Below are 13,723 nucleotides of genomic sequence, written 5' to 3' on the forward strand. Positions count from 1 at the left end.
ATGCTTTTGGCGAGCCACGCGTCCTCTATTGCGACCTTGCTGGACCTGCTCGATGCGAGGGCCGGGCAGGGTGCGGAGGCGCGGCTCTTCACGTTCCTGGAGGACGGCGAGGAGACGGCGCTGACGTTCGCGGGGCTGCGTGAGCGGGCGCGGGCGATTGGCGCCACGGTGCAGGCGCACGGCGGAAGTGGAGAGCGGGTGGTGCTGCTGTACCCGCCCGGGCTGGACTACGTGGCGGGTTTCTTCGGGTGCCTCGCCGCGGGGGCGGTGGCGGTGCCCGCGTATCCGCCGGATCCGTCGCGGCTGGAGCGCACGCTGCCCCGGCTGCGGGCCATCATCCAGGACGCGCGCGCGACGGTGGTGTTGACGACGTCGTTCGTGCTGTCGATGGCGGAGTTCCTCTTCGAGCAGGCGCCGGAGCTCCGGGACGTGAAGTGGGTGGCGACGGACGCGCTGCCCGCGAACGCGGCGGTGTCCTGGAAGGCGCCGGAGCTGACGGCGGACTCGCTGGCGTTCCTCCAGTACACGTCCGGCTCCACGGGCACCCCCAAGGGGGTGATGCTCACGCACGGGAACCTGCTGCACAACCTGGGGCTGATCCACCATGCCTTCCAGGCGCGGGCGGACAGCGTGGGCGTCATCTGGTTGCCGCCGTACCACGACATGGGGCTCATCGGCGGCATCCTGGAGCCGCTGTACGGGGGCTTCCACGCCGCGTTGATGTCGCCCTTGAGCTTCCTCAAGCGGCCCCTGGCGTGGCTGGAGGCCGTGAGCCGCTTCGGCGGCACCATCAGCGGAGGCCCCAACTTCGCGTTCGACCTGTGCGTGCGCAAGAGCACGCCCGAGCAGCGGCAGGCGCTGGACCTGAGCCGCTGGGAGGTCGCCTTCTGCGGCGCGGAGCCCATCCGGCCGGAGACGCTGGAGCGCTTCCTGGAGGCGTTCGGTCCCAGCGGCTTCCGGCGCGAGGCCTTCTATCCCTGCTACGGGCTGGCGGAGGGGACGCTCATCGTCTCCGGAGGCCAGAAGTCGGCGCCGCCGCTGTCGGTGACGTTGTCGGGCAGCGCGCTGGAGCGGCACCGCGCGGAGGAGGTGGGCGCGGATGTGGCCGGCGCCCGGACGCTGGTGGGCTGCGGCCAGACGCTGCTGGAGCAGCGCATCGCCATCGTGGATCCGGACACGCGCGAGCGGCGCGCGCCCGGTGAGGTGGGCGAGGTCTGGGTGTCCGGCCCGAGCGTGGCGAAGGGCTACTGGGGCCGCGAGGATGCGACGCAGGACACGTTCCAGGCGCGCATCGCGCATGAGGACTCGCTGCCCTACCTGCGCACGGGCGACCTGGGCTTCCTGCGGCCCGACGGCGAGCTGTACGTCACCGGGCGGCGCAAGGACCTGATCATCCTGCGCGGTCGCAACCACTACCCCCAGGACCTGGAGGCGACGGTGGAGGTGGGCCACCCCGCGCTGCGTCCCGGTGGCGGCGCGGTGTTCGCGGTGGACGTGGGCGGCGAGGAGCGCGCGGTCGTCGTGCAGGAGATCGACGTGCGCCGGCTGGGCGGCCTGCGCCAGCAGTTCGAGGCGGCGGACGCGGCGATCGGCGGCATCCGGCAGCGACTGGCGGAGCTGCATGAAGTCCAGGCGCACGCGGTGGTGCTCATCGAGCCGGGGAGCCTGCCCAAGACGTCCAGCGGCAAGGTGCAGCGTCACGCGTGCCGCACCGCCTTCCTCACCGGTGCGTTGCAGGAGGTGATGGCGTGGCGGGAGACGCCGCCCGAGCCGTCCCCCGAGCCGCCGTCCGGCCCGGGCTCCAGCCCTGTCTCGAAGGGCCCCGCGACGGCCGTGGGCGCCGTGGCGCCGGTGACGAAGGCGGGCGCCGAAACGGCGGAGGCGCTGGAGGCCTGGCTGCGCGACGTGGTGGCCCGGCACCTGCGCGTGCGCCGCGAGGAGCTGGACCTCCAGGCGCCGGTGACGCGCTACGGCCTGGACTCGCTCGCGGCGGTGGAGCTGGCGCACGAGGTGACGACGGGCACGGGCCTGACGGTGCCCATGGAGGTGATGCTCCAGGGCCCGAGCATCGCGTCGCTGGCGCGGCAGCTCGTCGCGCTCCGCGAGGCGCAGGGGCCGGGGCGCACGGCGCCGCGTCGCCTGGACGTGACGGGCGACCGAGAGGTGTCCTTCGCGCAGGCGCGGTTGTGGTTCCTGGATCAGTACGCGCCGGGCGACGTGGCCTACAACCTCCCCGCGGCGGTGCGGCTGGAAGGGGCGCTGGACGTGGTGGCGCTGGAGGAGAGCCTCGCGGCGCTCACCGAGCGGCATGAAGCGCTGCGGACCACCTTCCGCGCGGAGGACGGACGGCCGCTCCAGGTCGTCGCCCCGCATGCGGCGCTGCCGCTGGAGCGCGTGTCGTTTGAATCCCTGCCGGAGTCGGAGCGGGAGGCCGCCGCGTCATTGCGGGCCCAGGAGGAGGCGCGTCGTCCGTTCGACCTCGCGCGAGGGCCGCTGGTGCGCGCCACGCTGCTGACGCTGGAGCCGCGCACGCACGTGCTGGTGCTGGTGATGCACCACGCGGTGTCGGACGGCACGTCCATGGCGGTGCTGGTGCGCGAGGTGTCCGCGCTCTACGCGGCGCTGCGCGAGGGCCGGTCGTCGTCGCTGCCCGCGCTGCCGCTGCGCTATGCGGACTACGCCGACTGGCAGCGCGAGGGGCTCACCGGATCCGCGCTGGAGGCTCGGCTGGCGTACTGGAAGGAGCAGCTCTCCGGAGCGCCCCGGCTGCTGGAGCTGCCCACGGACCGGCCGCGGCCCGTCGTGCGCGAGGCCCGAGGTGAGCGCCTGCCGGTGGTGTTGGACCGGGCGCTGACGGACGCGGTGCGGACGCTGGCGGTGCGTGAAGGCGTGACGCCCTACATGGTGCTGCTCGCGGGCTTCCAGGCCGTGCTCGCGCGCCACTCGGGGCAGGACGACGTCAGCGTGGGCACCGCCATCGCGGGACGGGACCGCGCCGAGTTCCAGGGGCTGGTGGGCTTCTTCGTCAACACGCTGGTGATGCGCACCCGGCTGTCCGGCGCGCCCACGTTCCAGCAGCTGCTGGGCCGCGTGCGGCAGACGGCGCTGGGGGCGTACGCGCACCAGGACGTGCCATTCGAGAAGCTGGTGGAGGCGCTCCAGCCCGCGCGCGAGCGGGGCCACACGCCGCTGTTCCAGGTGATGTTCATCCTGCAGGGCGCGCAGGTGGGCGCGCCCGTGCTGCCGGGCCTCCATTCGCGCCTGTTGGACGTCCACACCGGCACGGCGATGTTCGACCTGACGCTGTCGCTCTCCGAGTCCGCGAAGGGGCTGGAGGGCTGGCTGGAGTACGCCACCGACCTGTTCGACGCGGACACCGTGGCCCGCCTCGCCGGACACCTGCGCGTGCTGCTCCAGGCCGCGGTCGCGGATCCGTCGCGCCGGGTGGACGCGCTGCCGCTGCTGGACGCCGCGGAGGCGAAGCATCTGCTGGCGCTGGCCCAGGGGCCGGTCACCGACTTCCCGTCGGACGCCACCGTCGCGTCGCTCTTCGCGGCGCAGGTGCTCCGCACCCCGGAGGCCGTGGCGCTCATCGTCGGGGACACCCGGCTGACGTACCGCGAGCTGCGGCAGCGTGCGCGGGCCGTGGCGCGGGAGCTGCGCGCGCGGGGCGTGGGCCCGGAGTCCGTGGTGGGCCTGTGCGTGGAGCGCTCGGTGGAGCTCGCGGTGGGGCTGCTGGGCATCCTGGAGGCGGGCGCGGCGTACCTGCCCCTGGACCCCGCGTACCCGGCGGAGCGACTGGCTCGGATGTGGCAGGACTCGGGCGCGCGGGTGTTGGTGGGACCGCGCCACCTGGACGGTGTGCTGCCCGTGCCGGAGGCACAGCGGCTCGTCTTGGACGCGGAGGCGGAGCAGGACGCGGGCGTGCTGCCGTCGGGGGACTTCCCGGACGCGGCGCCCCGGCAGACGGATCCGGGGACGCTCGCGTACGTGCTCTACACGTCGGGTTCGACGGGCCGGCCCAAGGGCGTGCTGGTGCCGCACCGGACGGTGATGAACTTCTTCCGCGCGATGGACGCGCACGTGTCCCCGCGCGCGGGCACCTGGCTGGCGGTGACGAGCATCTCGTTCGACATCTCCGTGCTGGAGCTGCTGTGGACGTGGGCGCGCGGCTTCCAGGTGGTGCTCGCGCCGGTGGGCCTGGAGCCCGTCGCGCTCGCGCAGACGCTGGAGCGTCACGCGGCCACGCACCTGCAATGCACGCCGTCGTATGCGCGCGCGCTCGCGGAGGAGCCCCGGGCGCTGGAGGCGCTGGGCGGGCTGGGGCAGCTGCTGGTGGGCGGTGAAGCACTTCCTGGTGCGCTCGCGGCACGCTTGCGGGCACGGGTTCCAGTCCTGCTCAATATGTACGGACCCACCGAGACGACGGTGTGGTCCTCGACGCATCGCGTGGAGGCGGAGCGCTCCGGAACGGTGTCGTTGGGACGGCCGCTGGCCAACACCGGCCTGCACCTGTTGGACGCGCACCTGCGCCCGGTTCCGATGGGCGTGCCCGGTGAGCTGTTCATCGGCGGCGAGGGCGTGGTGCGCGGCTACCTGGGCCGCCCGGACCTGACGGCGGAGCGCTTCGTGCCGGATGCGTTCGGTGGCACGCCGGGAGCGCGGCTGTACCGCACGGGGGATCGCGCGCGGTGGCGGACGGACGGGACGTTGGAGTTCCTGGGCCGCGTCGACCACCAGGTGAAGGTGCGGGGCTTCCGCATCGAGCCGGGCGAGGTGGAGTCCGTCCTCGGGCAGCACGCGGGCGTCGCGGCCTCGGTGGTCGTCGCGCGCGAGGACGTGCCCGGTGACGCGCGGCTGGTGGCCTACGTGGTCGCCCGGCCCGGACAGACGCTGGGGGAGTCCGCGCTCCGGGAGCACGCGCGGCGCCTGTTGCCGGAGTCGATGGTGCCGTCCACGGTGATGGTGCTGGACGCGCTGCCGCTCACGCCCAACGGCAAGGTGGACCGCGCCGCGCTGCCGGCGCCGCAGGCCCCGCGCACGGAGCACGGCTTCGTGGCCCCGGGCACGCCCACGGAGGTGCTGCTCGCGGGCCTGTGGAGCCAATTGCTGCGCGTGGAGTCGGTGGGGCTGCACGATGACTTCTTCGCGCTCGGAGGCCATTCGCTGCTGGCCACGCGGTTGTCCTCCGCGGTCCGGGCCGCGTTCCAGGTCGAGCTCCCCGTGCGCGAGCTGTTCGACGCGTCCACGCTTTCGGCCCTGGCGGCGCGCATCAACGCCCTCCGTCTGGGGCAGGCCGGGGTGCACGCGCCCGCGCTGCACGCGGTGGCTCGCGACGGCGCGCTCGTGCCGTCCTTCGCGCAGCAGCGCCTGTGGTTCCTGGAGCAGCTGGAGCCGGGCAATCCCGCGTACCACATCCCCGTGGCGGTGGAGCTGGATGGCGCGTTGGACGTGCACGCGCTGGAGCGCGCGTTCGAGGCGCTGGTGCAGCGGCATGAATCGCTGCGCACCACGCTGGTGGCGCCGGAAGGACAGCCGTTCCAGGTCGTGGCCGCGCCGTCCCCGGTGCCGCTCGTGGGCAGGGACCTGTCCGCGCTGGAAGACGCGGAGCCGCAGGTGCGGCGCCTGATGGCGGAGGAGGCGCGCCGTCCCTTCGACCTGGCGCGCGGGCCGCTGCTGCGCCTGACGCTCCTGAAGTGCGCGCCCACGCGCCACGTGCTGCTGCTCACGATGCACCACGTCGTCTCCGACGGCGGCTCCATGCTGGTGCTGGTGCGGGAAGTGGCCGCGCTCTACGAAGCCTTCGTGTCGGGGCACGCGTCGCCGCTGCCGCCGCTGTCGCTCCAGCCCGCGGACCATGCGGCATGGCAGCGGGCGTGGCTCCAGGGCGAGACGCTGGAGACGCAGCTCGCGTGGTGGCGCGCGAAGCTCGACGGCGCGTCGCACGTGCTCGCGCTGCCCACGGATCGGCCGCGTCCGGTGATCCAGTCCGCCGCTGGCGCGACGCTCCCGGTGCACCTGTCGCCCGGGCTGACGGACGCCGTGCGCGCGCTCGCACGGCGCGAGGGCGTGACGCCCTTCATGGTGCTGCTGGCGGCGTGGCAGGTGCTGCTGGCGCGCCACGCGGGGCAGGACGACGTGCTCGTGGGCTCGCCGGTCGCGGGAAGGGATCGCGCGGAGCTGGAAGGGCTCATCGGCCTGTTCGTGAACACGCTCGTGCTACGGGCACGGCTGGGCGAGGACCCGTCGTTCCGCGAGCTGCTCCAGCAGGTGCGTGAGACGACGCTGGGCGCGTACGCGCATCAGGCGGTGCCATTCGAGAAGCTGGTGGACGCGCTGCAGCCCCAGCGCGACCTGAGCCGCTCGCCGCTGTTCCAGGTGATGCTGGCGCTCCAGGAGGATCCGCTGCCGGAGCTGCGCCTGCCGGGGCTGTCGCTGCGCATGCTGGAGGAGGAGGGCGCGGGCGCGCAGTTCGACCTGAAGCTGTCGCTCACCGACGCGGCGTCCGGCTTCACGGGCACGCTGGAGTACAACACCGACCTCTTCGACGCGACGACGGTGGCGCGCTGGGCGGAGCACCTGGACGTGCTCCTGACGGCGGCCGTGGCCCATCCGGAGACGCGGGTGAAGTCGCTCCCGCTGATGTCGGTTGCGGAGCGTCACCTGCTGCTCGTGGACTGGAATGCCACGCAGCGCGACTACCCGACCGACTGCACGCTGCACGGGCTGGTGGAGGCCCAGGTCGCGCGCACGCCGGACGCGGTGGCGGTCGACTTCGAAGGCGCGCGGCTCACGTACCGGGAGCTGGATGCCCGGGCCAACCAGCTCGCGCACTACCTGCGCGAGCGCGGCGTGGGGCCCGAGGTCCGCGTCGGCGTCTGCGCGGAGCGTTCGCTGGAGATGGTGCTCGCGCTCCTGGGCGTGCTCAAGGCGGGCGGCGCGTACGTGCCCATCGACCCGTCGGCACCGGCCGAGCGCCTGTCGTACCAGGTGGAGGACTCGGCGGTGGCGGTGCTGCTCACGCAGCAGCACCTGGTGGAGCTGCTCCGCGTGGGGAGCACGCCCGTGGTGTGCCTGGACTCGGAGTGGGTCCACGTGGAGCGGTCGTCCCCTGAGCCGGTGGTGTCGGGCGTCGGGCCGGAGCACCTGGCCTACGTCATCTACACGTCGGGCAGCACCGGCCGCCCGAAGGGCGCGATGAACACCCACGCGGGCATCTGCAACCGGCTGCTCTGGATGCAGGAGGCCTACGGGTTGGAGCCCCGGGACGTCGTGTTGCAGAAGACGCCCTTCAGCTTCGACGTGTCGGTGTGGGAGTTCTTCTGGCCGCTCATCACCGGAGCGCGGCTGCAGGTCGCGAGGCCCGGGGGCCATCAGGACGCCGCCTATCTGGTGGACGTGATGGCGCGCGAGGCCGTCACGACGCTGCACTTCGTGCCGTCGATGCTCCAGGTGTTCCTGGAGGAGCCGGGGTTGGAGCGGTGCACGGCGCTGCGTCGCGTGGTGTGCAGTGGAGAGGCCCTGCCGCTGGAGCTGAAGGACCGCTGCCTGGAGCGGCTGGGCGTGCCGCTGCACAACCTCTACGGCCCGACGGAGGCCGCGGTGGACGTGACCTTCTGGGCGTGCGAGCGCGACGATGGACGCCGCAGCGTGCCCATTGGCCGGCCGGTGGCGAACACGCAGATCCTCATCCTGGACGCGGCGCTGGAGCCGGTGCCAGTGGGGCTCGCGGGCGAGCTGTACATCGGCGGTGTGCAGGTGGGCCGGGGCTATCTGGGGCGCCCGTCGTTGACGGCGGAGCGCTTCGTGCCCAACCCGCACGGCGCCGCGGGGACGCGGCTGTACCGCACGGGAGATCAAGCCCGCATCCTGGCGGACGGGAGCATCGAGTACCTGGGCCGCCTGGACTTCCAGGTGAAGGTGCGCGGCTTCCGCATCGAGCTGGGCGAAGTCGAAGCGGCGCTGGGCCAGTGCCAGGGCATCCGCGAGAGCGTGGTGGTGGTGCGGGAGGATCAGCCCGGCATCAAGCGACTGGTGGCGTACGTCGTGGGACAGGCCGACGCGCGGGTGTCGGTGGACGAGCTGCGCGCGGAGCTGAAGGCGAGGCTGCCGGAGTACATGGTGCCCGCGGCCGTCGTCGTCCTGGAGGCGCTGCCCCTGTCGTCGAACGGCAAGGTGGACCGCAAGGCCCTGCCCGCGCCGGAGGCGAGCACGCAAGCCGTTGAGTCCTATGAAGCGCCGAGGACGAGGACGGAGACCACGCTGGCGGGAGTCTGGGCGTGGGTGCTGGGAGTGGCGAGGGTGGGCGTGCGCGAGAACTTCTTCGCGCTGGGCGGCGACTCCATCCTGAGCATCCAGGTGGTGGCGAAGGCGGGGCAGGCGGGGCTGAAGGTGACGCCGAAGCAGCTGTTCCAGCACCCGACGGTGGAGCAGCTGGCGAAGGTGGTGGAGGCGGGGCGCGGGGCAGTGGGAGAGCAGGGCGTGGTGGAAGGCGAAGTGGCGCTGACGCCGATCCAGCGCTGGTTCTTCGAGAGGGAACTGCCGCAGGCGCACCACTTCAACCAGGCGGTGTTGCTGGAGGCGAAGGAAGGGGTGGAGGCGGAGCGGCTGGAGGAAGCGCTGCAAGCGCTGGTGGCGCACCACGATGCACTGCGGATGCGCTACGTGCGCGGCGCCTCGGGTTGGACGCAACACAACGCCGGCTTGGAGAAGGCGCGCGTGTTGGAGCAGGTCGACCTGTCCGCGATGTCCGAAGCGGATCAGGCGCGGGCGCTCGCGGATGCGGTGGCGCGGACCCACGCGAACCTGGAGCTGCAAGAGGGCTTGTTGCTGCGCGCGCTGTTGATGGAGCGCGGAGCAGGCCGGACGTCGCGGTTGCTGCTGGTGGTGCACCACCTGGTGGTGGACGGCGTGTCGTGGCGCGTGCTGCTGGAGGACCTGGGTACGGCGTACACGCAGCGGCGAGAAGGCCGCGCGGTGGAGTTGCCGCCGAAGACGACGTCCTTCCAGGCGTGGGCGCGCAAGCTGGAGACGTGCGCGCGCGGACCGGAGCTGGAGAAGGAAGCGGCGTGGTGGCTCTCGCAGTCGCAGGAAGTGCCCGCGCTGCCCGTGGACACAGCGGGCGACAACACCGTGGCGTCCGCGCGTGGTGTCGTGGTGGGGCTGGACGCGGAAGAGACGCGGGTGTTGTTGCAGGAAGTGCCTGCGGCCTACCGGGCCAGCGTGAACGAAGTGCTGGTGGCGGCGCTGGCGCGCGTGCTGACGCAGTGGACGGGGCAGGCGCAGGTGCGGGTGGACGTGGAAGGCCACGGGCGCGAGGAGCTCTTCGCGGACGTGGACGTGACGCGCACGGTGGGCTGGTTCACGTCGCTGTACCCGGTGGTGCTGGAGGTGCCGGGCGCGGCGACGCCGGGCGACACGTTGCGCGCCGTGAGGGACACGCTGCGACAGGTGCCGGGCAAGGGCGTGGGCTACGGGCTGCTGCGCTACCAGGGCCCGGCGGCGGTGGTGGCGAAGCTGAAGGGGGGGCCGAAGTCGCAGGTGGCCTTCAACTACCTGGGGCAGTTCGACGCGCTGGCGACGGGCGCGGGCGGCTTCACGTTGGCGAAGGAGTCCTCGGGCCCGGCGATGGGGCAGGGCGGACAGCGAAGCCACGTGCTGGAAGTGAACGGGCTGGTGGTGGGCGGCCGGCTGGAAGTGACGTGGACGTACAGCGAAGCGCTGCACGCACGGGCCACGGTGGAAACGCTGGCGCGCGCGTACACGGAAGCGCTGCGGTCGCTGGTGGCGGGCCGGCAGACGCAGGACGCGGCGAAGTACACGCCGGCCGACTTCCCGCTGGCGAAGCTGGATGCACGCACGCTCGCGCATGTGCAGTCGAAGGTGGACGACTTCGAGGACGTCTACCCGCTGTCGCCGATGCAGCAGGGCATGCTTTTCCACGCGCTGCTGGCGCCGAAGTCGGGCGTCTACTTCGAGCAGCTCTCCTGGGACTTCCACACCGCCCTGGACACGCAGGCCCTGCGGCGTGCGTGGGAGGAGCTGGTGGTGCGCCACGCGGTGCTGCGCACGTCGTTCCTCTGGGAAGGGCTGGAGGCACCGTTGCAGGTGGTGCGCCGTCACGTGACGCTGCCGTGGCGGGAGCTCGACTGGCGGGGCCAGACGGAAGAGGCCCAGCGGCAGCAGCTGCACACCTTCCTGGAAGAGGACCGGGCCCGGGGCTTTGATCTCGCGGAGGGCCCGCTGCTGCGCATCGCGCTGGTGCGCCTGGACACGAACGTCCACCGGTTCGTCTGGAGCTTCCACCACACGGTGCTCGACGGCTGGAGCATGGCCCTGCTGCTCAAGCAGGTCTTCGCGCTCTATCAGGCGCGGGTGCAGGGCCGCGTGCTGCCCAAGGGGCCTGCCGGTGCTGACTACCGGGAGTACATCGCGTGGCTGGGACACCAGGACGCGGCGCGGTCGGAGGCGTTCTGGCGGGCGGAGCTCGCGGGCATTCACGCCCCGACGCCGCTTCCCGGTGACACGCACGCCGGAATGTCGGCGCTTGTGCCGGAAGGCCATGGTGAGCGCTCGCTCACGTTGTCGTCGGAGGCCACCGCCGCGCTCCAGCTCTTCGCGCGGCGTCAGCAGCTCACGCTGAACACGCTGGTGCAGGCGGCGTGGGCGCTGGTGTTGTCACGCCACAGCGGCGAAGCGGAGATCGTCTTCGGCGTCACCGTGTCGGGAAGACCCACGGAGCTGCCGGGCGTGGAGGACGCTCCGGGCCTGTTCATCAACACCGTGCCCGTGCGCATGCGCGTGCCGGCCGAAGCCTCCGTGAGCCAGTGGCTCCAGGACCTTCAGGCCCGCTACACGGAGTCGCGTCCGTACGAGCACGACGCGCTGGTGCGGGTGCAGGGCTTCAGCCAGGTGCCGCGCGGCACGCCGCTGTTCCAGAGCCTCTTCGTCTTCGAGAACTACCCGCTGGACGTGTCGCTCGCGGCGCAGGGCAATCCGCTGGGCATCCGGGACGTGCACGGCGTCGAGCGCAGCAACTATCCGCTGACGGCCTCGGCCATCCCGGGCCGGGAGCTGTCGCTGAAGCTGGCGTACGACCTGCCGCGCTTCGAAGCGGAGGGCATCGAGCGGCTGCTGGGACAGTGGCAGCGGGCACTGGAAGGCCTGGTGGCGGCGGAAGGCGCGCGCGTGGCATCGGTGGACGTGCTGTCCGCCGAGGAGAAGCAGCGCGTCCTGGTGGACTGGAACCAGACCGCTTCGACGTACCCGCGCGAGGCGAGCATCGGAGACATCTTCTCCGCGCAGGTGGCGAGGCGGCCGGACGCAGTGGCGCTGGAGTCCGGTGACGAGAAGCTGACGTACGCGCAGCTGGACGCGCGGGCCAACCAGCTCGCGCACCTGCTGCGGGCACGGGGCGTGGGCCCGGAGTCGCGGGTGGCGCTGTGCCTGGAGCGCGGCGTGGACCTCGTGGTCGCGCTGCTGGGCATCCTCAAGGCGGGCGGCGCGTACGTCCCGCTGGAGGCGGACTACCCGCGCGAGCGGCTGGCTTCGATGCTCACGGATGCGGCGCCGCGCGTGCTGGTGACGACGCGCGCGTTGGGCGAGCGGTTGCCGGTGCACGGGCTGGACGTGGTGCGCATGGAGGAGGCACGGGAGGAGCTGTCCCGTCAGCCGACGCACACGCCGGAAGCGGGCGTGGGCGGAGGCAACCTCGCGTACGTGGACTTCACGTCGGGGAGCACGGGCAAGCCGAAGGGCGTGTGCACGGTGCACTCGGGCGTGCTGCGCACGGTGCTGGACACGAACTACGCGCGCCTGGGCGAGGACGATGCGTTCCTGCTCATCGCGCCGGTGTCCTTCGACGCGTCGACGCTGGAGGTGTGGGGCCCGCTGCTGAACGGCGCGCGACTGGTGGTGTACCCGCCGGTGCCGGTGGGAGACGTGAAGGCGCTCGAAGGGGTGCTCCAGCGTCATGGCGTCACGGTGTTGCACCTGACGGCGGGCCTCTTCACGCAGATGGTGGACGGCAACCTGGAAGGGTTGCGCGGCGTGAAGCAGCTCCTCACGGGTGGCGACGTGGTGTCGGCGCCGCACGTGAAGCGCGCGCTGGAGGTCTTGGGCGTGGCGGTGACGGCCTGCTACGGCCCGACGGAAGGCACGCTCTTCACGAGCTGCCACCGGATGCGGACGGTGGAGGACGTGGGCCTGGCGGTGCCCATTGGCCGGCCCATCGGCGACACGCAGGTGTACGTGCTGGACGCTCGGGGGCAACCGGTGCCCGTGGGGGCGGCGGGCGAGCTGTACGCGGCGGGCGATGGCGTGGCGCGAGGCTACCTGGGCCGGCCGGAGCTGACGGCGGCGGCATTTGTCCCGAATCCGTTCGGTCCTCCGGGCAGCCGCATGTACCGCACGGGCGACCTGGCGCGCTGGCGCGCGGACGGCGTGCTGGAGTTCCTGGGGCGCGGCGACACGCAGGTGAAGGTGCGGGGCTTCCGCGTGGAGCTGGCGGAAGTGGAGGCTGCGCTGGGCCGCTGCGAGGGCGTGCGCGAGAACGTGGTGATGGCGCGTGGCGAGGGCTCGGGCACCAAACGCCTGGTGGCGTACGTGGTGGGCGAAGGCCTGGACGTGTCCCGGGTGCGCGCGGCGATGAAGGCCCAGGTGCCGGAGTACATGGTGCCGTCGGCCTTCGTCATCCTGCCGGCGCTGCCGCTGACCGCGAACGGCAAGGTAGACCGCAAGGCCCTGCCGGAGCCGAAGGACGCAGGCGTGGAGGTCTCGGGCGCGTACGTGGCGCCGAGGACGCCGACGGAGGAGGTGCTCGCGGGCGAGTGGGCCCGGGTGCTCGGCGTCGCGAAGGTGGGCGCGCGGGACGACTTCTTCGAGCTGGGCGGCCACTCGCTGCTGGCGACGCAGGCCATCTCACGCATCCGCACCACCTTCGGCGTGGAGCTGCCGCTGCGGGCCCTCTTCGAAGCGCCCACCGTCGCGGACATGGCGGCGCGGATCGACGATGCCCGGCGCGGAGCGACGTCGGACGTGCGGCCGCCGCTGGTCGCAAGGCACTGGGAGGGCGCGGCGCCGGTGTCCTTCGCGCAGCAGCGCCTGTGGTTCATCGATCAATTCGAACCGGGAAGTGCCTCGTACAACATCCCCGCCGCCGTCCGGCTGGAGGGGGCGCTGGACGTGTCGGCGCTGGAGCGCGGACTGCAAGCGCTCATCCGTCGGCATGACACGCTGCGGACCCTGATCCGCGCGGAAGAGGGACATCCCGCGCAGCTCGTGATGCCGGACTGGGAGCTGCCCCTCACGCTCGTGGACGTGTCGGCGCTGCCCGAAGCGGAGCGTGAAACCGAGGCCCGGAGGATCGCGGGCGAGGAAGCGCGCCGTCCGTTCCACCTCGCGCGAGGGCCGCTCTTCCGCAGCACGCTGGTGCGGCTCGCGGAGCGTCAGCACGACCTGTTGCTGACGATGCACCACATCGTCTCCGACGGCTGGTCCATGGGAGTCCTCGTGCGCGAGCTGACCGCGCTCTACGAGGCCTTCCGCGCGGACCAGCCCCCAGCCCTGCCCGCGCTGCCGGTGCAGTACGCGGACTACGCTGCCTGGCAGCGAGGCTGGTTGCAGGGAGACGCGCTGCAGGCGCAGCTCTCGTGGTGGACGCGGCAGCTGGAAGGCGCGCCGTCCGCGCTGGAGCTGATGACCGACCGCCCCCGTCCGGCGGTCC

At 72.6% G+C, this 13,723-nt stretch carries 1 protein-coding gene (cut by a window edge); it reads left to right on the top strand.

The window, feature by feature from the left end:
- Positions 1-13,723 carry the 5' portion of a non-ribosomal peptide synthase/polyketide synthase gene (locus D7V97_RS06485; protein WP_120609721.1) on the top strand. It continues 10,331 nt past the right edge of the window, so 13,723 of the gene's 24,054 nt are visible here — the first part of the coding sequence; it begins with the start codon at positions 1-3; its stop codon lies beyond the right edge, outside the window.

Source organism: Corallococcus sp. CA053C (assembly GCF_003611675.1).
Classification (GTDB): domain Bacteria; phylum Myxococcota; class Myxococcia; order Myxococcales; family Myxococcaceae; genus Corallococcus.